General features: G+C 53.6%; 16 protein-coding genes, 7 tRNA genes and 1 rRNA gene. 2 read left to right on the plus strand and 22 right to left on the minus strand.

Going from position 1 to position 22,365, the window contains the following annotated elements; all coding sequences use genetic code 11:
* Window positions 1–58: 58 nt before the first annotated feature.
* From ACTVIM_RS08475 to treP, 7 genes are all read right to left on the minus strand, one after another.
* Window positions 59–1,234 (minus strand): acyl-CoA dehydrogenase family protein, encoded by a 1,176-nt coding sequence (locus ACTVIM_RS08475; protein WP_445614245.1) that lies wholly within the window; start codon window positions 1,232–1,234, stop codon window positions 59–61.
* A gap of 221 nt (window positions 1,235–1,455) precedes the next feature.
* Window positions 1,456–2,955 carry an aminotransferase class V-fold PLP-dependent enzyme gene (locus ACTVIM_RS08480; protein ID WP_445614246.1) on the minus strand — a complete coding sequence of 500 codons (1,500 nt, stop codon included), beginning with the start codon at window positions 2,953–2,955 and terminating at the stop codon, window positions 1,456–1,458.
* Between the two features lie 108 nt (window positions 2,956–3,063).
* Complete coding sequence (locus ACTVIM_RS08485) at window positions 3,064–3,507, minus strand: acyl-CoA thioesterase (protein WP_033019786.1); 444 nt, start codon at window positions 3,505–3,507, stop codon at window positions 3,064–3,066.
* Between the two features lie 428 nt (window positions 3,508–3,935).
* Window positions 3,936–5,348: a Na+/H+ antiporter NhaC family protein gene (locus ACTVIM_RS08490; protein WP_445614248.1), complete on the minus strand. Its 1,413-nt coding sequence runs from the start codon at window positions 5,346–5,348 to the stop codon at window positions 3,936–3,938.
* Between the two features lie 206 nt (window positions 5,349–5,554).
* A complete protein-coding gene (treR, locus tag ACTVIM_RS08495; RefSeq protein ID WP_033843872.1) occupies window positions 5,555–6,268 on the minus strand; it encodes a trehalose operon repressor in 714 nt (237 codons plus the stop codon).
* 22 nt (window positions 6,269–6,290) lie between these two features.
* On the minus strand, window positions 6,291–7,982 hold the full coding sequence (gene treC / locus ACTVIM_RS08500) for an alpha,alpha-phosphotrehalase (RefSeq protein ID WP_445614249.1): 1,692 nt from the start codon (window positions 7,980–7,982) through the stop codon (window positions 6,291–6,293).
* Between the two features lie 111 nt (window positions 7,983–8,093).
* Window positions 8,094–9,509 (minus strand): PTS system trehalose-specific EIIBC component, encoded by a 1,416-nt coding sequence (gene treP, locus ACTVIM_RS08505; RefSeq protein WP_445614250.1) that lies wholly within the window; start codon window positions 9,507–9,509, stop codon window positions 8,094–8,096.
* A 599-nt stretch (window positions 9,510–10,108) separates the two neighbouring features.
* On the opposite strand from treP, the gene ACTVIM_RS08510 reads away from it, so the two are divergent.
* The gene (locus tag ACTVIM_RS08510) at window positions 10,109–10,834 is read left to right on the plus strand and encodes a MerR family transcriptional regulator (protein WP_033019871.1); all 726 of its coding nucleotides are present in this window, start codon (window positions 10,109–10,111) and stop codon (window positions 10,832–10,834) included.
* Between the two features lie 356 nt (window positions 10,835–11,190).
* On the opposite strand, the gene ACTVIM_RS08515 is transcribed toward ACTVIM_RS08510, so the two are convergent.
* From ACTVIM_RS08515 to ACTVIM_RS08585, 15 genes are all read right to left on the minus strand, one after another.
* Entirely contained in the window at window positions 11,191–11,535 is a 345-nt protein-coding gene (locus ACTVIM_RS08515; RefSeq protein ID WP_033019875.1) for a PilZ domain-containing protein, read from the minus strand.
* A gap of 2 nt (window positions 11,536–11,537) precedes the next feature.
* On the minus strand, window positions 11,538–13,973 hold the full coding sequence (gene parC, locus ACTVIM_RS08520; protein WP_445614251.1) for a DNA topoisomerase IV subunit A: 2,436 nt from the start codon (window positions 13,971–13,973) through the stop codon (window positions 11,538–11,540).
* Between the two features lie 56 nt (window positions 13,974–14,029).
* Window positions 14,030–15,967, minus strand: a complete 1,938-nt coding sequence (parE, locus tag ACTVIM_RS08525) for a DNA topoisomerase IV subunit B (protein WP_445614252.1) — start codon at window positions 15,965–15,967, stop codon at window positions 14,030–14,032.
* Between the two features lie 160 nt (window positions 15,968–16,127).
* Window positions 16,128–16,547: a CoA-binding protein gene (locus tag ACTVIM_RS08530; RefSeq protein WP_445614253.1), complete on the minus strand. Its 420-nt coding sequence runs from the start codon at window positions 16,545–16,547 to the stop codon at window positions 16,128–16,130.
* Window positions 16,548–16,976: 429 nt separating this feature from the next.
* Complete coding sequence (locus ACTVIM_RS08535; protein WP_445614254.1) at window positions 16,977–18,653, minus strand: ABC1 kinase family protein; 1,677 nt, start codon at window positions 18,651–18,653, stop codon at window positions 16,977–16,979.
* Window positions 18,654–18,704: 51 nt separating this feature from the next.
* On the minus strand, window positions 18,705–19,004 hold the full coding sequence (locus ACTVIM_RS08540; RefSeq protein WP_445614255.1) for a phasin family protein: 300 nt from the start codon (window positions 19,002–19,004) through the stop codon (window positions 18,705–18,707).
* A 450-nt stretch (window positions 19,005–19,454) separates the two neighbouring features.
* Window positions 19,455–19,528 (minus strand) — tRNA-Ile (locus ACTVIM_RS08545).
* Window positions 19,529–19,546: 18 nt separating this feature from the next.
* Window positions 19,547–19,628, minus strand: a tRNA-Tyr gene (locus ACTVIM_RS08550).
* Window positions 19,629–19,638: 10 nt separating this feature from the next.
* Window positions 19,639–19,711 (minus strand) — tRNA-Thr (locus tag ACTVIM_RS08555).
* 451 nt (window positions 19,712–20,162) lie between these two features.
* Window positions 20,163–20,255 (minus strand) — tRNA-Ser (locus ACTVIM_RS08560).
* A gap of 17 nt (window positions 20,256–20,272) precedes the next feature.
* Window positions 20,273–20,355, minus strand: a tRNA-Leu gene (locus tag ACTVIM_RS08565).
* Window positions 20,356–20,363: 8 nt separating this feature from the next.
* A tRNA-Ala gene (locus ACTVIM_RS08570) sits at window positions 20,364–20,435 on the minus strand.
* Window positions 20,436–20,439: 4 nt separating this feature from the next.
* A tRNA-Val gene (locus ACTVIM_RS08575) sits at window positions 20,440–20,514 on the minus strand.
* An 8-nt stretch (window positions 20,515–20,522) separates the two neighbouring features.
* Window positions 20,523–20,639 (minus strand): 5S ribosomal RNA (rrf, locus tag ACTVIM_RS08580).
* A gap of 343 nt (window positions 20,640–20,982) precedes the next feature.
* Entirely contained in the window at window positions 20,983–21,072 is a 90-nt protein-coding gene (locus ACTVIM_RS08585) for a putative holin-like toxin (RefSeq protein ID WP_223812045.1), read from the minus strand.
* A gap of 508 nt (window positions 21,073–21,580) precedes the next feature.
* Here ACTVIM_RS08585 and ACTVIM_RS08590 point away from each other — a divergent pair.
* A complete protein-coding gene (locus ACTVIM_RS08590) occupies window positions 21,581–22,213 on the plus strand; it encodes a DUF2238 domain-containing protein (RefSeq protein ID WP_445614256.1) in 633 nt (210 codons plus the stop codon).
* Window positions 22,214–22,365 lie beyond the last annotated feature (152 nt).

Here is a 22,365-nt window from a genome sequence, read left to right on the forward strand (position 1 = left end):
TGTTTCTTGCCGCGTCTTCGACGATGCGTTCCTTTCTTTGTCTTGATGAAGAGCCCCTTTATTGTTTGTTATCAGACAGCGCCCGTTTGGCTAGCCATGCGAGCGTCAAGTCATCGGCAGGCGGATTGTGCAGCCCGGCGCGGACATCGCGATAATAACGCCCGAGCGGACTGTCAGCGAACAAGCTTTGCCCGCCAACGATGCGCATGGCTCCATCGACGACCTCAAGCGCGGTATTCGTGGCGACTAGCTTAACGGCGGCGAGCTCCTCTTTCATCTCGGTTCGTTTTTCCGGATAGCGATCCCATAGGTCCGCGACCGCATAGAGAAAATGACGCGCATGGACGAGCCGCCATTCCATGTCGGCGATTTTCCGCTGCACTTCAGGCGTGGTAGCAATTGGACGGGATAATGTATTCGGCTGGTACGTTTGCGCAAAGTGGAGCGCTTCATTGCGTGCGGCAATGGCGATGCCTAAGTAACAAGCCGGAACGTGCAGCAGCCATCCTTGCGCCGGTGCGGTTTCGTTTGGCTTCCCGAGCGTTTCCACGAGCGCATCCATTCCCACTTCCACGTCTTCAAGGACGAGGTCATCGCTGCGCGTCGCCCGCATGCCGAGTGTGTTCCACGTCGGTTCAATGCGGATGCCTTTGGCGCCCATCGGCACAAGAAATTCGCCGACATCGCCGCTGTCTTCGATGGTGGCCGAAATCAACACGTAATCTAGCGCTGGAGCTAACGAGGCAAACGCTTTGCGCCCGCGGAGTACAAAGCGGCCATCGCGGAGAACGGCCGTTGTTTCCGGTTTTCCGCCGCGCGCGGGGCTGCCGGTCGCCCGTTCGGAATGGGCGCTGTTAATGAGCGCGTGGTGTTGGACGACTTCTTCGGCCAAGCGGGCGAGCGTTGATTCCGGCCAGCGGCGGAGCAAAAACAGACGCATCAAAATGCTCGCGTGCCATCCGAATGACAAGGCAGTGGCGCCGCTGCCTTGGGCGAGCACTTCTTGCACAAGCACCCATTCATAAAGCGACGCCCCTTGGCCTCCGTATTCAACGGGGATCGTAAGGGACAGAAATCCAGCTTCCTGTAAATCAGCAAAATCGGCAAACGGAAATTCGGCCCGTTCATCGTAATCTGCTGCCCGCGATGCAAACCGCTCCGCAAGATGCCGCGCTCGTTCGTACAGTTTCCGTTCCCGCTCGTTTCGCAACAACAAATGGTACAATTCGTTCATCGTTCTCCCCTTCTTTTTGTTGTTGAGATGATTTCATTGTACCGGTTTTGGTGAGAAAGGTAGAAACAAAAACGCTTCAACGCCGGCCATCGATGCCCAAGATATCTGAACAAGCCCTCCGTTCATAAAATCCATTTATGCTTCGTGATATTCTTAACCACGGCATAAAAAAATAACCGCCTTCGCTTTCAGACGGCCAAGGTAAGGAACAAAAACAACGTTCAAACGAGGAAAAAATGTCGGATATACCGATCATCGCCGCGATGGACAAACTCATTTTTCGCCGCGTCATATTCGTATTCCTCCTGCCAACGCTGGCCATGACGAGCGATTTGCCGCACGGCGTGAATGATCGTATACACTTCCTCATTGGTCATCGTCGGATGGAGCGATAGGCGCACCCAGCCAGGTTTGGCCAAGATGTTTCCACCTTTGACCTCCTGAAGCAAGGCGGCTGACTGTTCTTGGTCAATGCCAAGCAAATAATGGCCGTACGGTCCGGCGCATGAGCAGCCGCCGCGCGCCTGAATGCCAAAGCGGTCGTTGAGAAGCTTGACGGCGAGATTGTAGTGAAGCCCTTCGATCACAAACGAAACAATGCCAAGCCTGTCGCTTCGGTGTCCTTCGAGCACATGAACGCCAGGGATGTCCTGCAGCGCCGGTAGAAGAAGGGAAACGAGCTCTTTTTCCCGAGCGCGCATCTTCGCCACATTCATTTGTTCTTTCAGCTGAATGGCGAGCGCCGCTTTGATCGTTTGCCAAAACGGCGGCGTTCCGCCGTCCTCTCGCTCTTCAATCGCTTCCACATACTCGTAATGCCCCCATGGATCAGTCCAATATACCGTTCCACCGCCTGGATGGTCCGGCGCACGCTGGCTGTACAACCGGCTATCAAAGACGAGCACGCCGGCGCTTCCCGGCCCGCCCAAAAACTTATGCGGTGAAAAATAAATAGCATCAAGCGTTTCGAGCGGGTCGTCTGGATGCATCTGGATCGGGACGTATGGAGCAGAAGCGGCAAAATCGACGAAACAAAGCCCGCCATATTCATGCATAAGTCTCGCTAATTGATGGTATGGCGTTTCTAGGCCCGTTACGTTCGAGCAAGCGGTGAAGGCGCCGATTTTTTGCGGTCGATGGCGGTACCGTTCAAGCAGTTCACGCAAATGGTCGAGATCGACGTCTCCCCGATCCGTCGGCCGAACGGTTATCACTTCGGCCACCGTTTCCACCCACGGCAACAAATTGGAATGATGCTCCATGTGAGTGACAAAAACGACGGGCCGTTCGTCATCGGCAAGCGTCAAGCGCGGTTTCCATCGTTCCGGTACACGCCAGCCTAGCAGGCGCTGCAGTTTGTTGACAGCGCTCGTCATACCGGCTCCTTGCATGAGCAGTACGTCCCCTTTTCCCGCACCGACATGCTGTTTAATGATTTCTTTCGCATATTGATAGGCAAGCGTCATTTTTGTTCCTGTGACATTCGATTCCGTATGCGTGTTGCCGACAAACGGACCGAATTCGCGGATCAGTTTCTCTTCAATCGGCTGGTACAGTCGTCCACTTGCCGTCCAATCGGCATAAATGAGCCGCTGTTCGCCAAACGGAGTGGAAAATGGCTGAAAGCGGCCGATCGTTCCGTCACGAAACGGCCGAAAATAGGCTTCGAGCTGGCCGCCGCACGTATAGGTTGCGCTGCCGATCGTCGCACGAATCACCATGATCATCCCCCCTTTTTCCAATCTACTCATCAGTATATGGCTCTTTGCACGTTTGGTCCGGAAGATGAGGGATGGGCAAAAAAATCCGCCTTGCTGGCGGATATTCGATTATGATCGTCCGCAGCGAACCGGCGGATCCGTTTCCTCGGCGGACGCAAGATACTCACCGAGCCGCGCCCTCAGATCGCTCGGAAGCGGTTCGCTCGTCTGCTTCTGAAAGTTGAAGTAGACAACGGCAGCTTCTCCAACAGCGATGAGCCTTCCTGTTTCTTCTTCTACGATGCGATGAATGCATTGAAAACTTTTGTGGCCGATGCGGGAAATATTCGTTTCGATGCGAAGCCGCCGACCAAAAAATCCTTGGTTGACAAAATCGCATTTGGCGGACGCCAAAATGAAATGCCAATCGTCTGTTCTTCCTCCGTAGCTAAGCTCATCGAACAAGCGGGTCCGCGCTTCCTCCAAATAAATAAAATAGCTGATGTTGCTTAAATGTCCGAGCGCATCCGTTTCGCAAAAACGCGGGTTGACAGTGATCGTATGAGTTTTCATGGTTTTCCTCTCCCTTTCTCTACCAACTAGTCAGTATGTTGTTTTTATCATAGCTTGATTTCCGTTTGGATGCAACTTGTTTATTTTTTGAATTGATTATTTAGCACACTGTTTTAGAAATATGGTTATCGTGGGTACGGCTTTGCTATGTCGTTTCTCAACGAGAAAAACCTTGTTGCATCGATCCTGCTTTTCACTCATTGTTCCATGGATCCAAGGAATCAACGGTGTTTCACCCGCCTTTTAGGAGGCGGTGATTTCGCACAAAATCGTGCTATTCCATCTGTTTGTTAGTTAGAAAAGTTGCACGAAATCAACCTTCTTTTTTGCTGGGGTGTACCTGATTTGCTCGCGACAGCCGTGTTTCACCACCCTTTTGGATGATAAATCGAAGCGATGCCGCATGGCCGGGCGGTTTGCCCGCCCGGCTAACCGATCCAAAGCGGCAAAAGGGCGTACCCGAGCAAGGACAGGCCGGCGCAGATGAGGGAAATGCGCAGTTTGTACTTGGCGTAGCTCAGCAAATCCATATCCATCATCGCCGCTGTCGTGATCGTCGTATCGCCAAGCGGCGACGCAAACGCGCCGAACGTTCCGCTGGCAAACACCGCGCCAATGGTGACATCGAGCGGCGCCCCTGTCGCATGGGCCAGCGCCACGCCGAGCGGCATCAACATCCCCCACGCCCCCCATGAGGAACCGATAAAGTACGACAAAAAAGAGCCTGCTAAGAAGACAGAGGCCGGCACAAACGGACCGGGCAGCCAAGTCGCGAAGATAGACGATACGTAAGCGGCAAACCCCAGCTCGCCGGCCACCCCCGAGACCGCCCATACAAGCACGAGCATGCCAATCGGCGCCATCAGCTCGTTGCCACCGGCGAAAAAGTGATAGATCAGTTCAGGGAGTGACTGTCTTCGCCATACATAAAACAGAATGGAAACAAAAAGGGTCACAAACAGCGCCAAAAGCATCGCCCATGTCGCGTCGGCTTGGGAAAAAGCCGCCAGCCAGCTGTCCGCTCCTCGGCGCCAACCGTCATAAGCAAAAAAGGCAAACGTAAGCACGATCAAGAGCGCCAGTGGAACAAACAGATGCAACGGTTCACCGGCAATGAGCGACAGCTCTTTGCGCAGCCCAAGGCCGTGCAGCGCATTGACGGTTCCTTCTCCTTTTTTGCCGGGCGGCCGACCGATCCGGATGTTGAGCACCGTCGTCAACAGGCCGATGGCCAGGGCAATGATGGCAAACAAGTTGTAAGGAAGGCTGCGTAAAAACAGATCGTACGCAGATTCGCGAATTCCGTTTTGCACGAGCGCTCCGTCGACAACGGAAGTCATAAAACCGACAAATGCGGTAGCGGCCGGCAGCAGCACGATGATCGGTTCGGTCGAGACATCGATCATATACGCCATGCGGCGGCGGTCAACGCGAAACTGGCGGAGCACCGCCTTCATCACCGGCCCTAGCAACATAATGCGAAACATCGGCATAAAAAACGTTACCGGCACGGTCAGCCATACGAAAAAAAGCAGCCCTCGCTTTGTGCGAATGCGCCCGGAAAGCCGTTCGACAAAGCCTTTGATCCCGCCGGTAATTTGCATCATGCCGATCAGAGAGCCAAACAAATACAAAAAGAGCGCAACTTTTACATGTTCATCATCGACGAGGGCGTGCACAATAGCGGAAACCGCGCGCTCTATGGCCCCGATGACCGACCATTCGAGGCAAAACGCCCCGACGAGCAAACCAACCACCAAACCGGGCAGCAGTTCTTTCAGCCAGACAGCGAGCGGAATAATAAGAAGAAACGGCAACAGCGACCACCATGTCCCTTCCATGTCGGTGTCCCCCCTTTCCGATGCCGTTGTTAACAAGGATAGCCATAATGTGATTTGTTTATGATTATCAATGATTATTTAGAACATAGTTTTATTTTAGTATTAAGCGGTTGAGGAAATGAAAAAGAAAAAAAGCCGCGTCATAAGACGCAGCGTGGCAGCATGCGGCCGCCATCCTAGGTTAGGGAACGCACGACCCGGCGCTGTCATTTCCGGCGCGCGAAATCGACAAACCGGAACTTGTCGAGCCGATGCCGCGATTCCGTATATTGAAACAAGGTGGCGTCGCTTAAATAGACATAGTTTTTGACGACGACGACGCGATCGTCGCCGTTGAGATCCAAATAGCGGCGGTCTTCCTCCGTCGCCGCATCGACCGACATTTCTTTTTTCGCGAAGCTGATCGGTAAATGCAGCGTTGTTTCCAAGTATTCATAAATCGAGTCTTCACAAATCTCCTCCGTCAACAGCGGCACGTGCTTTTTTAAGAAAAAGTCCTTATCCAATATGATCCGCTCCCCGCCGATTTCGCGGACGCGCACGACTTTCCACACTTCGTCTTTGCTTGAGGCGCGCAGCTGCTGTTTGAGTTCGCCATCCGGCTTGATGACAGCCAGTTCATGGACGATCGTTCGCACCGGCTGCTTCATCGTCTGCGCCAGTTCTTTAAAGCTGACCAATCCGGATACGGGAAAGTCATATTTGCCGACATCGAGCACGATCGAGCCTTTCCCTTTCATCTTTTGGATATAGCCGTGCTCAGACAATAAATTGAGCGCTTTACGAATCGTCTCGCGCGACGTCTCGAAGCGCGCAGCGAGCTCGTGTTCTGACGGCAGCTTGTCGTACGCCTTCCATTCTCCGCGACGGATGCGGGAAACGAGATCGTGATAAATGGCTAAATATTTGTTTTCATGCATAAGAATCACCGCTTGTATTGTATCACGGCCGGCGCAAAAGATAAACAACCGATTCGTATGGGCGCAGCCGCATGCAGCGGAAATCGGTCGGTGCGTCCGAATAGTTCGCGAGCAACAATTCCCCCGTACAGTCATTCGCGCCTGCCTCCTCCGGCAGCACAAACGTCGTTTCAACAGGATAAAAATTGTTGACAACAAGCAGTTTTTCCCGATCGCCATGACGCATATAGGCGAAAAGATGCGGATCATCCGCAAGCAGCAGCTCATAGCGTCCGGTTGTAATGATGTCATACTGTTTGCGCAGCTCAATCAGCCGTTTGTAGTGGTAAAAAATTGAGTCACGATCGGCAAGCGCTTGTTTCACGTTAATGCGCTGGTAGTTGTCGGCGACGCGAATCCACGGCGTGCCGGATGTAAACCCGGCGTGCGGGCTGTCGTCCCATTGCATCGGCGTGCGGGAATTGTCGCGCGATTTTCGCTGCAAAATGTCAATCACTTCTTGCTCGCTTTTGCCTTGCGCTCGCAAAATTCGGTACATGTTAAGCGACTCCACGTCGCGGTAGTCGCGAATATCCGTGAATTTTGGATCGGTCATGCCGATTTCTTCGCCTTGGTAAATGTATGGCGTTCCTTGCATGAGATGAATCGTCGTCGCCAGCATTTTCGCTGACTCTTTCCAATACGTCCCGTCATCGCCATAGCGCGACACGATGCGCGGTTGGTCGTGGTTGCACCAAAAGAGCGCATTCCACCCCCCGCCTTCATACATCCGGACTTGCCATTCGGACAAAATGCGTTTTAACGCGAGAAAATCGAACGGAGCGACCGCCCATTTTTCCCCGTTCGGGTAATCGACTTTCAAGTGATGGAAATTAAACGTCATATTGAGCTCATGGTTTTCCGGGTTCGTGTAACGAATGCAATGGTCGATCGTCGTCGACGACATTTCCCCGACGGTCATGATGTCGTATTTGGAAAACACCTCGCGATTCATTTCCTGCAAAAACTCATGAATGCGCGGCCCGTCCGTATAAAAGCGGCGCCCGTCCCCCGGCGGAATCGAGCCGTCATCGTCTAGAAAACGCTGGTCTTTGGACAGCAAGTTGATGACATCCAACCGAAAGCCATCGACCCCTTTTTTCAGCCAAAAATGCATCATATCATAAATGCGGCGGCGCAGCTCTTCGTTTTCCCAGTTCAAATCGGCTTGCGTCACATCGAACAAATGCAAGTAATATTGGTCGGTTTGTTCGTCGTATTCCCACGCCGAGCCGCCAAATTTCGACTGCCAGTTGGTTGGCGGTCCGCCGTCCGGTTTCGGGTCGCGCCAAATGTAAAACGAACGGTATGGGTTCGTTTTTGAAGCGCGCGCCTGCTGAAACCATTCATGGTCGGTCGACGTATGGTTGACGACCATGTCCATCACCAACTTCATGCCGCGCGCGTGCACTTCGCGGAGCAGACGATCAAAATCGTCCATCGTTCCGTATTCGGGATGAATGCGGAAATAATCGCTAATGTCATAACCGTTGTCGCGCTGCGGCGACGCGTAGATCGGCGTCAGCCAAATGACATCGACGCCCAGTTCTTTCAAGTAATCGAGCTTTTCGATCACGCCTAGCAAATCGCCGATGCCGTCTCCATTCGTGTCGCGGAAGCTCTTCGGATAAATTTGATAAACGACCGCCTTTTTCCACCACGGTGTTGTTGACACGTCTCTTCACCTCGTTCGTTGACTTCAACAATGAATGAAAAGCATACCATTGGCGTTAACGGCCAATGGTATGCCAGCGAATGCATCCTTTGCCTCGATGAAGGCGAGCGGTTAGCGTGCGATTTTGCGCACTTTGCCGAAAACAAACGTCAGCACAAACGGCACCGCAATCGCGATCGCCATGCCGATAAAGAACGGCGTCCACTTTTGCGGCACGATCGACAAGAAACCCGGCAGGCCGCCAACGCCGATCGACGGAGCGATGACTTGATTGAGCGTGATGAACATGCCGGCGATCGCCGCTCCGGTCATCGCGGCAATAAACGGAAAGCGAAAACGCAAGTTGACCCCGAACATCGCTGGTTCCGTGATGCCAAGATAGGCCGAGACCGCTGACGTGAACGACAAGCCGCGCAGCTTTTCGTCTTTGGCGACGAACATCATCGCTAATGCCGCAGAGCCTTGGGCGATGTTTGACATGACCAAAATCGGCCAAAGGAACGTGCCGCCTGTATTGGCGATCAGCTGCAAGTCAACCGGCAAGAACGTATGGTGCATCCCAGTGACGACGAGCGGCGCATACAGCGCTCCATACAACAATCCTCCAAGCGCCGGAACCGTGTCAAAAATCGTGACAAACAAGTGGGTAATGGCGTTGCCGATCGCAAACGTGATGGGCCCGATGGCGATGAACGCCAAAAAGCCGGTAATGAGCAACGCAAGCGGCGCGACAAGCAACAGCTGAAACGCATCCGGGATGCGCTTGCGCAAAAACAGCTCCAGCTTTGCCAGCACGTAGGAAGCGACCAACACCGGCAGCACTTGCCCTTGGTAGCCGACCTTTTGCACTTCAAAGCCGAACAAGTTCCAAACCGGAATCTCTCCTTTTTCTTTCGCCGCTCCCCAGCCCCAAGCATTGAGCAAATCGGGGTGGACGAGCATCAAACCAAGGACAATCCCCAAGAGCGGGCTGCCGCCAAATTTCGTCACCGCTGACCAGCCGATCAACCCAGGCAGAAAGACGAACGCCGTATTGGCGATCAAGTTGATCATGTTTGCCAAATCGGCCCACTCTTTGTGCACCTCGACAAACGATTTCCCTTCGTAAAAAATGCCTGGGCCTGTCAACACGTTGTTGATCCCCATCAACAAACCGGCGGTGACGATCGCTGGCAAAATCGGGATGAAAATGTCCGCGAGCGTCTTAATGGCTCGCTGCAGCGGATTGAGCTTCGCTTCCGCCGCGTCTTTGATTTCCTGCTTCGTTGCCCGGCCGATGCCAGTCAGTTCAACCAAATCGTCATACACTTTATCGACAAGCCCTTGGCCGATGACGACTTGAAACTGGCCGTTGGCCGAAAACGACCCTTTGACGACATCGATGCGCTCGAGCGCTTCTTTATCGACGTTTCCTTCCTCTTTGAGCGCAAACCGAAGCCTTGTTACACAATGCGTAGCGGCGACGATGTTGTCCTTGCCGCCGACGGCCTCGACAATTTGCGCGGCTGCTTGTTGGTATGCCCCCATGATGAATGCCTCCTTTTTCTTTCTCGTCTTCCGATTGCGCGAAAACATGAGCGGCAAAGCGGCCGCCAGACGCCCATCGATGGTTGTCGACAACTTGATGTTCCGGCGTTTCTCTAGAAGGCTGGTGAAAAATCGCTGTCACCACCAATCAGCGGCATTTTCATTTAGAAAAGTTTCATAGACAGTGTGATCTACCCTCCACCCGGGGATGAAAATCCGTGTCAGTTCGGCATTTTCATTCCGAAAAGAAAGCGGATTCTACGATTGAGAAATGGGTGGAACGCAGCGGTATTTTGCACGAAATCACCGGCCTCCTAGCGGAAAACAAGCGAGTTTACCGCTTCCCTGCCTTCTAAATCGCTTTCAGCAATCGGTTTCAAAAAAAAACTTGTATATACATCCTGAACATAGTTTATCTTGTATATACAAGTTTGTCAACACATTTCGATATGAATGTTTCTTTTTCGACAACTGATGGGAGTTCTTTTCCCATTTCCACTTCTTTTGTTATCTTTTGTCAAACAGCAGGAAAATCTACAGCCAAACGGGAAAAAACATAGTGAATCACTACCGAAGCGAGAAAGGATGAAGACAACGCCATGAAAACGTATACCTTGCGCGAAGCAGCCAAAAAAATTGGAGTCACCGCCCGCGATTTAAAACAGTGGGAAAAACAGTTCGCCGGATCGATCACCGTCCCGCGCGCCCCGGGAGGAGCGCGTCTGTATAATGACGAACTGATCGAACGGTTTCGCCATATTCGCGCGTGGCTGGAAGACGGCCGCCGACCGGCCGAAGTAGCGGACATGATTAACCAGCTGGACGCCCAACAAGCCGAACCGGCTGGCGAACGAACCGCTCCGACGGACACAACGGTGATGGAAGGGGAAATCATTGATCCCCCGCGCCTGTTGCATCAAGGGATGCCATACATAGCTGAACAGCTGGCGGCCCGGCTCAAAGACGATCTTGTCCGCGCTTTGAAACAGGAAACGAATCGCACCATTGAACGAGCGATGGGCGAGGTAAAAAATCGGCTGGACTCACTCGCCGATCAAACGGCCGCGGCCGCCGAAACCGTGCGCTGCTCGCTCCGTGATTATGAAGACGCGTGGCAGCAAAAAACCGAACAGCTCCATGAACATTTGGAAACTGTTGTCGCGATCTGCCGTGAAGAGAAAGCGAGACAAGAGGAGGAGCGCAAACGGTTGGAGCAGCGCATTTTGGAGCGGGAGAAAGCGTTCCGCGAACTCGTTTTGTCCTTCCGTCAAACAGCGGCCAGCAGTGCCGCCACCCGTGCCAACAAATGGTGGAAATTTTGGTGAAAGAACGGTTTCGCTCCGGTGGCGCACAAAAGTTTCCGCCAACAAAAACGGCAAACGGAGCGGCGGGCCATAAAGGATGGCCAAAGCAGCACGATGCACAAGAAACGTTCATTGACGATGGGAGAGATGAAAAAGAGGGGCTGACCGAAAAGGTTGTCTGCCTTCAAGAGCGGCACAACCGATCATGCGGCAAAAGCAGTCAGCATGTATATAAAGCAACGAAAGAGGGGACCCGATCCTTTTGGGACCCCTCTTTATAAGTTGCAATAAACAATTTCCGATTGTTCATTTCGGTTCATCTAAATACAAGCTGATATGATATAACGTGGCTAGTGATGAGCTGGATGTAAAACACATCATCGCCGCCGGCTCTCCGCCACATGCCGTTTGATGGCTTCGATCAAGCCTTCTTCTTCCTGTTTGGTGACGTCGAGGCGGACGCCGTAATAGTGAATGCGGGCAAACGGCTTTTCCCAAACGAGCTGACCGCGGACGCGCAACGCAGCCCCGCCCAAAACAAGCGACACGTCCACCCAAGAGCCTCCGCCGGAAAACGGAAGGGGGCGATCTGCTTCCACCTTCAAGCCGTGCGGACTGATGTCATGCACCAAGACTTCATATCGGCCATCAGCCGCCGTCAATTCTGCCGGCAGCGGCTGGCCAAACTGGTAGCGGAACGGTTCTTGCCGTCTAAACCTCATTTTTATCCCCCTTCGCTGATCCGTGCCGGCGGTTCTTTCCACACATCGACGACCGCCCCGGCTTCATCGATGTCAATGACAAATGAGCCGGTGCCATAGCGGTCGGACAAGCGAAGCGAAGCGGCCTCCACCATCTCGACGACCCCTTTTTCCGTCCGCAACCCGATTCGCTCCTCGTCGCGAGCGACAACGGCGCCAACGACACGATGCGGATTGGATTTCACTTCACGAATCACGCTGATCCCGCGCTTGGCGCGCGATGACGGCTCAAACTCGGCAAGCGCCATCTTTTTGACCGCCCCGCGCTGCGTGACGACAACAAGGCATCCGCTTCCATCAGGAGGAAACGGGCAGGCGGCGACGACAACATCCCCGTCTTTCAACTGAATGCCTTTCACTCCCGCAGCCCGCACACCGACTAGGCTGATCTCCTCTTCCGGAAACAAAAGCGCATACCCCCCGTGCGTCGCCAGCCAAAGACGGCCGCGCCCATCCGTCCGATAGACGGCGACGACCTCGTCCTCCTCTTTTACGTTGACCGCGACAAGCGGGCGATGGTAGCGCTGCACTTGATATTGAGCAAGCTCAGTCCGTTTCACCAATCCTTGCTTGGTCACGAACACGAGCTGATCAGCCGTTTCAAATGAAGATACCGGCACCGCCGCCACCAGCTCGTCATCGCGCTCAAGCGGAATGAGATGAGAAATATGCTGGCCGACGTCTTTCCAACGAATGTCCGGAAGCGTGTGCACCGGGCAATATAAGTAGTAACCGCGGCGGGTGAAAAGCAAGAGCACATCGGTCGTATTCATCTCCAGTTGGCCAAGCAGCCGATCCGTTTCCTTCATGCCGATATCCTGGCCGTTGGAGGCGCTGTAGGAACGATAACTCGTCCGCTTCACATATCCTTCTTTTGTCACTGTGACGATCACGTCTTCGGCCGGAATGAGCGCTTCGACGTTCACCTTCAGCTCCTCGATTTCCTCTTCAATGACCGTTCGCCGCTCATCGGCGTATCGCTTTTTCATCGCCTTCAGCTCTTTTTTGATGACGCTAAGCAGCTTCTTTTCATCGGCGAGAATCGCCGTAAGTTCCGCAATCGCTCGCTCCAGTTCTTCCGCTTCTTGACGCAGCGCCGTAATGTCGGTGTTCGTCAACCGGTACAGCTGGAGCGTCACGATCGCTTCGGCTTGCGCTTCAGTGAATCCGTAATGAGCCATCAGCCGGTCTTTGGCATCGCGCTTGTCGCTTGCAGCGCGAATCGTCGCGATCACCTCATCCAAAATGGAAAGCGCCCGAATCAAACCGTCAACGATGTGCTTGCGCTCGTTCGCCTTTTTCAGCTCAAAATGGGAGCGGTTTGTGACGACCTCTTTCCGGTGCGCGATGTAGGCATCCAATAGTTCGGGCAAGCTCATCAGCTTCGGCCGCCGCTTGTGGATCGCCACCATGTTAAAATTGTATGGCACCTGCAAGTCGGTGTTTTTGTACAAATAGTTGAGAATCGCTTCCGCATCGGCGTCTTTTTTCAATTCGATGACGATCGACAGCCCGTTCCGATCCGTCTCATCGCGGACATCGGCGATGCCGTCCAGCTTTTTGTCGAGGCGGAGCTCATCGATTTTTTTCACCAAATAGGCTTTGTTGACCTCATACGGGAGCTCGGTGATGACGATCTGTTGTTTTCCCCCTCTCGCCTGTTCGATGGCCGCTTTCGCGCGGATGATGATTTTTCCGCGCCCGGTCTCATATGCTTTGCGAATCCCGTCTTTCCCTTGGATGATGCCGCCGGTCGGAAAATCGGGGCCGGGAAGCACGGTCATCAGCTCATCCACCGTGCAATCGGGACGGTCGATCCGCATTAGAACAGCGTCAATCACCTCGCCAAGCGCATGCGGCGGAATGTCGGTCGCGTAGCCCGCCGAAATTCCGGTCGAGCCGTTGACGAGCAAATTGGGAAACATCGCCGGCAGGACGGTCGGCTCCTTTACGGTATCATCAAAGTTCGGAACGAACGGCACCGTCTCCTTGTCGATATCGCAAAGCAGCTCGGCGGCCATCGCCGACAGGCGCGCTTCCGTGTAGCGCATCGCCGCCGGCGGGTCGCCGTCGATGCTGCCGTTGTTGCCGTGCATTTCAATAAGCACGTTGCGCAGCTTCCACTCTTGGCTCATCCGCACCATCGCTTCATACACCGATGAATCGCCGTGCGGATGAAAGTTGCCGATCACGTTTCCGACCGTTTTCGCCGCCTTGCGAAACGGCTTGTCCGCCGTGTTGCCATCGATGTACATCGCATACAAAATGCGGCGCTGCACCGGCTTCAGCCCATCGCGCACATCGGGCAGCGCCCGGTCTTGGATAATGTATTTGCTGTAGCGTCCGAAACGGTCGCCCAACACATCTTCTAAAGGCAATTCCAACAATCGCTCTGCCATCATCATTCTCCTTTCCGAACGAACCTCAGCGTCAAAAAGGCGGCTTTACGCCGCCATCAGCCGATCCAGCCCGCCTCTTCCTCAAGCCCGAAGGCGACGTGCGTTTCGATCCATTTGCGGCGCGGCTCCACTTTGTCGCCCATGAGCGTCGTCACCCGCCGTTCGGCGCGGGCGGCGTCTTCAATGCGCACGCGGATCAACGTGCGCGTCTCGGGATTCATCGTCGTTTCCCACAATTGATCGGCGTTCATTTCGCCAAGCCCTTTGTAGCGCTGAATCGTGTAGCCGCGGCCCATTTTTTTCGTGATCTCGCGCAGCTGCTCATCGGTCCAAGCGTACTCGACCGTTTCTTTTTTGCCGCTTTTTTTGCTGATTTTGTAAAGCGGCGGCAAGGCGATGTACACTTTCCCCGCTTCAATGAGCGGACGCATGTAGCGGTAAAAAAACGTGAGCAGCAGCACTTGGATATGAGCGCCGTCCGTGTCGGCATCGGTCATAATGATCACTTTGTCGTAGTTGACGTCTTCCAGCGAAAAATCGGCCCCAACGCCGCCGCCAATGGCGTGGATGATCGTATTGATTTCCTCGTTTTTCAAAATGTCGCCCAATTTCGCTTTTTCTGTGTTGATGACTTTCCCGCGCAGCGGAAGCACCGCCTGAAAGCGGCGGTCGCGCCCTTGCTTCGCCGAGCCGCCCGCCGAATCCCCTTCGACTAAGTACAGCTCATTTTTCTGCGGATTGCGCCCTTGCGCCGGTGTCAACTTGCCGCTTAACACCGCCTCTTTCCCTTTCCGCTTTTTGCCGCTTCTCGCTTCCTCGCGCGCTTTGCGGGCCGCCTCGCGCGCCTGATACGCCCGGATCGCTTTTTTCACGAGCATCGCGCTGATGTCCGGGTTTTCTTGCAGGAAGTATGTCAGCTGCTCGGAGACGACCGCATCGACGGCGGAACGCGCTTCGCTCGTCCCGAGCTTGCCTTTCGTTTGCCCCTCAAACTGCAGCATTCGCTCGGGAATGCGCACGGAAACAATCGCCGACAATCCTTCACGAATATCGGTTCCTTCCAAATTTTTGTCTTTTTCCTTAAGCAAACCGACGCGGCGGGCGTATTCGTTAAAGACGCGGGTCATCGCTGTTTTCGCCCCCGCCTCGTGCGTGCCGCCGTCTTTCGTGCGCACGTTGTTGACAAACGACAGCACTTGTTCCGAATAGCCATCATGAAACTGGAACGCAAACTCCACCTCGATGCCGTTTTGTTCGCCGGCAAAATAAACGACCGGGTGCAACACATCTTTCTCCTCATTCAAATAGGCGACAAACGCTTCAATCCCGTTTTCGTAATGAAACACTTCGCGCATGCCGGTTCGTTCGTCAACGAGCTCGATTTTCAGCCCTTTTAACAAAAACGCCGATTCGCGCAGCCGTTCGCTCAACGTTTCATAGTCAAACACCGTCGTGCTGAAAATCGTTGGATCCGGCTTGAATTGAATGATCGTCCCGGTTTTGTTTGTTGTCCCGATTTTTTCAAGCGTCGTCACCGGCTTGCCGCCGTTTTCAAACCGCTGCTGATAGATGAAGCCATCGCGGTGGATCGTAACGACCAGCCATTCGGACAAGGCGTTGACGACCGACGCCCCGACTCCGTGCAAGCCGCCGCTCGTCTTATACCCCCCTTGGCCAAACTTGCCGCCGGCGTGAAGCACCGTCAAAATCACTTCTGGCGTCGGCTTGCCAAGCTTGTGCATTCCGACGGGCATGCCGCGCCCTTCGTCCAAAACCGTGATGCTGTTGTCTTTATGTATTTGCACGAAAATGTAGTTTCCGTATCCGGCCAGCGCTTCATCAACCGAATTGTCAACAATTTCATACACTAGATGATGCAAGCCGCGGCTGTCGGTGCTGCCGATGTACATCCCCGGCCGCTTCCTGACCGCCTCAAGTCCTTCCAACACTTGAATGGCCTCTTCGTTATATTCATACACCGATTGTTTTGCCACAACGCCACCCCTTCCTACCCAAAACAAGAACATCTGTTTCTATTTTATTGTACCATAAAATGCCCGGCTGTCCATCGTCTTTTGACGCGGTCCGACAAAATCAGACAAACGCACGAAAAAAACGAAAGGACCATCTTGAACAAGATGGCCGTTTCATCGATCAAGCACGTCTGGTGAGCGCGTGTTCCACTTTAATGCAGCGGTCCATAATGACCGTGTAGCCTTTTTCTTTCAAAAACCGATACGCCTCTTCGTTGACGACGCCAAGCTGCGCCCAAAACACGTCCGCGTCGATTTGCACAAACTCGCGAGCCAGCTCGGGCAAATGCTCAGAGCGGCGGAACACATCGACAATGTCGACATGGCCGTCAATATCGGTCAATCGATCAACCGCCGGAATGCCTTCCCACTCGTCGATCATCGGGTTGACCGGAATGATTTCGTAGCCAGCGTCTTTCATCGCTTTCGCCACCATATACGACTCACGCTCCGGATTGTTGGACAAACCGACCACAGCAATCCGTTTCGCCTTGTGCAAAATCGCGCCGATTTCCTCCCGGCTCGGGTTGACAATGGACATCCGGGTTCTCTCCTTCCTTGATTCTCCTTCTTGTTGTACTAGTTTCGCGATGGGCAACGAAAAATCCTTCTAAAATGAAGCGAAAAATCGCCGTTGGGCGCTCCCTCCCAGTGGCATGCAGAGCCATGAACACTGCCAGTGCCGCCGCCCAAACATCGACAGAAAAGCCGGCTCCACGATGTCTTCCGCTTTCGTTTTCCAAAGCCGCTTGACATTCCACACGCCTAAAAGCGGAGAATTGTTGGTGCGTTCGCGCCCTCAGCCATTTCCGGTTCGGGCAACGCGCCGTCCATCGGGTTCGATCGTTGCGCTCGCTTTCATCCTACATCGAAAGAAGCAGGGGTTCCCGCTCTCTTATGAACGTCCTTTTCACGTGTAGGAGCGCCGGCCTTTTCGGCGCAAAAGGAAGAACGCAGCCGGCAACAAACGCTAAAATCTCCCCGACCGAAAAATGGAATAAAGCAGCCAACCGAATAGAAAAGCGGCCGCCCCCAATCCGATTTCAACAGCAGGAATGTTCCATAGCAGCGTCGATGGCCGCCCGAGCGAGGAGGCGATCATCAGCCCGGCAAGGACGATGCTCAGCGAAAGAAGAACGATGCTGAACGACAGCCGGTTCGCCATCTGATCGAGCTTTCGCAGCAGCGTTTCCAAATCAGGCGCCGTGATCTCCAGCCGCAGCTTGCCGTGCCGCATCATTTTCGTCCATCCCTTTACGCTGTCCGGCAAGCGAAGCAGCCATTCACCGTAGTCGAAAATCCGTTTCCATGCCGTTTCCACCACGCGATCAGGTCGAAGCCGCTCTTTCAGCAACTTTCTCCCAAACGGTTCGGCCACATCGATGATGCGAAACTGCGGATCGAGCATCTCCACGACCCCTTCGACCGTCAACAGCGCTTTCCCTAACAGCGTCAAGTCGCTTGGAATGCGAATGCCGTGGCGAAACGCCACGGAAAGCAAATCCTCAACGGCTTCCCCGAGACTGATGTCACTAAGCGGCACGCGATAATACTTTTCCCGCAGCTCATCGATATCATCGCGCAATGTTCCTTCATCCACCTCATCCGGAACAAGCCCCAGCCCATAAATCGCGTTCAACACCCCATCTGTGTTTTGCCGCATCAAGGCGATGACAAGCGTGGAAAGGTGATGCTTGACATTGGGGCGGAGGCGCCCCATTAAGCCGAAATCAATAAAAGCTAGCACCCCGCCGGGAAGCACAAACACATTCCCAGGATGGGGATCGCCATGAAAAAACCCATGTTCGAACATTTGCTTCAGCATGGAAGCAGCCAAGCGCTCGGCCAGCGTTTGTAACGAATAGCCGCTCTCTTTCAGTCGCTCGATTTCCCCGAGCTTCACGCCGTCGATGTATTCCATCGTCAATACCCTTTTCGTTGTATATTCCCAAAAAACGCCCGGGACATACAGCGACGGATCATCGGCAAATAGATGGGCAAACGTTTCGGCATGGCGCGCCTCGACTGTATAATCGAGCTCCAACCGCAGCGATTTCGTTAACTCATCGACGATTTCAGACAGCCGGTAAGATGCCGCCCACTCGAGCCGCCGTTCCGCCAACAAGGCCAAATCTTGTAAAATGTCCAAGTCCGTCTCCATCTGCGCGGCAATCCGTGGGCGCTGCACTTTCACCACAACGGCCTGTCCGGAAGGGAGAACGGCCTGATGCACTTGCCCGAGCGAAGCGGCAGCGAGCGGCATTTCCGCAAATGACCGAAAAAGCTTCTCCAGCGAATCGCCTAACTCGGTTTCCACAATTCGGCGCACCTCCGAAAACGGAAACGGCGGAACTTGGTCTTGCAGCTTTTCGAGCTCGCTGATGATCGGAGCGGGAATCAAATCCGGCCGTGTGCTGGCAATTTGACCGAGTTTCACGAACGTCGGTCCGAGCTCCTCAAGCACAAGACGGAGCCGCTCCGCGACCGTTTTTCCTTCCTTTTTTCCTTGCTCCGCTCTCCATCGCGGCGGCAGCGAAAGAAACGAAGAAAAGCCGAGTTCATCGACGATCATCCCGAATCCGTGCCGAAGCAAGGCGACGGCGATCTCGTGATACCTTCCGATATGGCGCATTCGTTTTCCGATCATCCGGACATCTCTCCCAAGGCGGCAAAAAACGAGCGGGCAGGCCGCATCGGTTTACTGCCCGCTTTGTTCCTTTTCTTCGAGGCGGCGGATCCGCTCCTCCAGCTGCCGCACGTCTTCTTTTGTCACCAAGTCCAGTTTATCGATGACCTGCTTGATTTGCTCGCGCACAAGCCGCTGCACTTCCGTTTTCCGCGCCTCCGTCTGCTGTTTCCATTGATCGATCACTTCCTTCGATTCGTCAAGCGATAACTCCCCTTTTTTGACCAGCTCATCAATGATCTTTTCCGCTTGTTCTTTGCTAGCGATCGCAAGCCCAAGCCCGAACGCCAAACCTTTTTTCAAAATGCTCATTCCGTTTTCCTCCTTTCCTCTTTCTTTTATAGTACCATTATTTGGCGGGTCATGTCGAGCGAGCGGCCAAAGCGGGGAGGTTTTCCCTATTTCTCCCGCCAACAGACGGTCAAATCGCTTACAGAAAACAGCCGCGGAGAGGTATTCCTCTCCCCCGAGCCATGAACCCCTCGCTGCCGCGCATGGCTCACCGCAACCGTTCATGAGCAAGCCTGGCTCTCCTGGCATGAACATGACGGTGCAAGGCGGCGCATTTTCACAGAAAGATTCATGGGCAACGCTTTCCCGTCCAACTAGGCATGAAAATCTCTACCCACGGACGCGGGATTTTCACGAAAAAGATCCATGGGCAGCGCGATCTGCCCTCCACCAAGGGATGAAAATCCGCGCCAGTTCGGCATTTTCACGAAAAAAGACGGCAAAGATCACCTTTGCCGTCTTTCAATCGGATGGGCCTAAGTGGACTTGAACCACCGACCTCACGCTTATCAGGCGTGCGCTCTGACCAGCTGAGCTATAGGCCCGTTTATGGAGAATAAAAATGGAGGGGGACGGATTCGAACCGCCGAACCCAAAGGGAGCGAATTTACAGTCCGCCGCGTTTAGCCACTTCGCTACCCCTCCATAATGACGATGCCGACTGCAGGACTTGAACCCGCAACCTACTGATTACGATTCAGTTGCTCTACCAATTGAGCTAAGTCGGCACAATATAGATCAAGAAGCTGACTCATTGTTAAGCTTTGTGCCTCTTCCTCTACTCGCTTATTCAAGGAAGGCGAGTGCGTCGAGGCAACTCGCAGTTGATTCGAGGAAGCCGATGCTCGTCTCTACCAATTGAGCGAAGTCGGCACAATATGGATCAAGAAGCTGACTCGTTGTTAAGCTTTGTGCCTCTTCCTCTACTCGCTTATTCAAGGAAGGCGAGTGCGTCGAGGCAACTCGCAGTTGATTCGATGAAGCCGATGCTCGTCTCTACCAATTGAGCGAAGTCGGCACAATATGGATCAAGAAGCTGACTCATTGTTAAGCTTGTGCCTCTTCCTCTACTCGCTTATTCATGGAAGATGAGTGCGTCGAGGCAACTCGCAGTTGATTCGATGAAGCCGATGCTCGTCTCTACCAATTGAGCGAAGTCGCACAATATGCAACTTTATATGGCGGAGGAGGAGGGATTCGAACCCCCGCGGGCTGTGACACCCCTATCGGTTTTCGAAACCGACCCCTTCAGCCAGACTTGGGTACTCCTCCGTAACTGTTTGGAGCGATGCGGTCGAGAGGACTTGAACCTCCACGGGGTCGCCCCCACTAGGCCCTCAACCTAGCGCGTCTGCCATTCCGCCACGACCGCATGATCAATGGAGCGTAGGGGATTTGAACCCCTGACCTCTTCGCTGCCAGCGAAGCGTTCTCCCCCTGAACTAACGCCCCATGATGGTGGAGTATACTGGGATCGAACCAGTGACCCCCACGCTGTCAACGTGGTGCTCTCCCGCTGAGCTAATACTCCACAGCATTGCCTAGCAGCGACCTACTCTTGCAGGGGCGCTGGCCCCAACTACCATCGGCGCTGGAGGGCTTAACTTCCGTGTTCGGGATGGGAACGGGTGTTTCCCCTCCGCTATCACCACTAGGCAATGGCGACGATATTTATTATAAACCAATCAAAACATTTGTCAAGTTTTTTTGTCGCTCTTTTTCTCTTTCGTGCTTTGAGCATCAGAACGACAATATGAAATTTACTATAAAAAATCGAAAGAGTCAACACCATTTTTCCTCTTTTCGATATGCGCCGTCTCGTTTTGGAAAGTTCTTGTCATCACCTTCGTTGTGCGCGTATAATAAAAGAAACAGAAACGTACAATAAAGCAGGGCACTGGCGGCCACCAATGCCCTGCATGCACAGCCGCTGCAAGAAGCGCAGTGGCCCAAGCCTCGGGCATCGTAACCTACCCTCGCCTCGGCCTAGCAGGGTGGGTTACTTTTTGTCTTTTGCGACGGCGATCACCGCAACGACGAGCGACGCAAACGCAATCATAAGCGTCAGCGCATCGGCAATCGTCACCATCAGCACCACCCCCTTTCATTCAGGGAGTGGCCACTGCCCACCCTGCATCTGGCTATGCATGTTTCATTATACCATCAAATCCGGGAAATGCGAATATACATTCGTATCTTCGATGCGAATTAGGAATGTTTCCCTACCTGAACCTCCTCTCTTACCTCGCTGGCCTCTTCTCCCCTTCTTTCTAGTTCTGATCACCGTTTGAAAACTCCGCTGTTTTCATCAGGCGCTCGAAAAGGTCGGTGAAAACCAACTGTTTCTCTTGATCGATGAGCGAACGTGTGGAAAGCAGAACGGATGCTGCAAGGGTTTTCTATTTAAGAAATAGTCCGCACCCCTCGCCTTCCCGTCGTGTTCTAACCTTTCTGCAAGGTTTTTCTATTTGAGAAATAGTGCCATGAAGCGGTGTTCTCCCCTCAATCACCGACTCTCGAAAAATGATTTGTATAAAATCCGCGTTTTTCCGAATAATGACCATAGACAAATCTCGCTGTTCCAAGGAGGAAAACAAGTGGAGCAGGCAAGGCAGACTCGCGTGCATCGATGGTTATTGCTGATTGTCGCCGCCGTGTTCGTCTGGTCGGCCATTCGTCCGGCCAGCTATGCGGTGTGGGCGCTTGAAGTCTCCCCAGCGCTGATTGGGCTTGCGATGGTGATCGCTCTATACCGGCGTTTTCCGCTGACAACGATGTCATATGTCATCATCGCCATGCTGGCGATCCTCATGTTGATCGGCGGCCATTACATTTACTCCAAAGTTCCCTTTTTCAACTGGATCAAAGAGGCGTTCCATTTCGAACGCAACCATTACGACCGGTTTGGCCATTTCCTCAAAGGGACATTCGCCATCGTCCTAAGGGAGATCGTGCTGCGGAAAACCCCGCTGCCGCGCGGCGCTTGGCTTTTCACGATCGTCACAAGCATGTCGCTCGCCATCGCTGCCCTGTATGAGATCATCGAATGGCTCGTGTCCATGATCTCCAAAGGGGGAAAGGCATCAAAAGACTTTTTGGGCACGCAAGGCGACATTTGGGACACGCAATGGGATATGCTATGTACATTGAGCGGGACGCTGATGGCTCTATGGTTGCTCGCAAAGTGGCACGACCGGCAGCTTGTGCGGTTGGATCAGTCCCGCAGCTAGAAGGCTGGTGATTTCGTGCAAAATACTGCTGATTCCATCCGTTTCTCAATTGGATAAACCTAGAATAATCAGCTTTCTTTTCTGAATGAAAATGCCACCGAATCGTGTGTGACAGCGGTTTTTTACCGGCCTTCTAGGCTCATCATCTAGCG

The organism is Geobacillus sp. YF-1, assembly GCF_052692335.1.

Coding starts and splice junctions, on each gene's coding strand:
- ACTVIM_RS08475 (WP_445614245.1), bottom strand. CDS start 1,234: ATGAACGAATTGTACCATTTGTTGTTGCGAAACGAGCGGGAACGGAAA.
- ACTVIM_RS08480 (WP_445614246.1), bottom strand. CDS start 2,955: ATGGTGATTCGTGCGACGATCGGCAGCGCAACCTATACGTGCGGCGGC.
- ACTVIM_RS08485 (WP_033019786.1), bottom strand. CDS start 3,507: ATGAAAACTCATACGATCACTGTCAACCCGCGTTTTTGCGAAACGGAT.
- ACTVIM_RS08490 (WP_445614248.1), bottom strand. CDS start 5,348: ATGGAAGGGACATGGTGGTCGCTGTTGCCGTTTCTTCTTATTATTCCG.
- treR (WP_033843872.1), bottom strand. CDS start 6,268: ATGCATGAAAACAAATATTTAGCCATTTATCACGATCTCGTTTCCCGC.
- treP (WP_445614250.1), bottom strand. CDS start 9,509: ATGGGGGCATACCAACAAGCAGCCGCGCAAATTGTCGAGGCCGTCGGC.
- ACTVIM_RS08510 (WP_033019871.1), top strand. CDS start 10,109: ATGAAAACGTATACCTTGCGCGAAGCAGCCAAAAAAATTGGAGTCACC.
- ACTVIM_RS08515 (WP_033019875.1), bottom strand. CDS start 11,535: ATGAGGTTTAGACGGCAAGAACCGTTCCGCTACCAGTTTGGCCAGCCG.
- parC (WP_445614251.1), bottom strand. CDS start 13,973: ATGGCAGAGCGATTGTTGGAATTGCCTTTAGAAGATGTGTTGGGCGAC.
- ACTVIM_RS08530 (WP_445614253.1), bottom strand. CDS start 16,547: ATGTCCATTGTCAACCCGAGCCGGGAGGAAATCGGCGCGATTTTGCAC.
- ACTVIM_RS08535 (WP_445614254.1), bottom strand. CDS start 18,653: ATGATCGGAAAACGAATGCGCCATATCGGAAGGTATCACGAGATCGCC.
- ACTVIM_RS08540 (WP_445614255.1), bottom strand. CDS start 19,004: ATGAGCATTTTGAAAAAAGGTTTGGCGTTCGGGCTTGGGCTTGCGATC.
- ACTVIM_RS08585 (WP_223812045.1), bottom strand. CDS start 21,072: ATGGTGACGATTGCCGATGCGCTGACGCTTATGATTGCGTTTGCGTCG.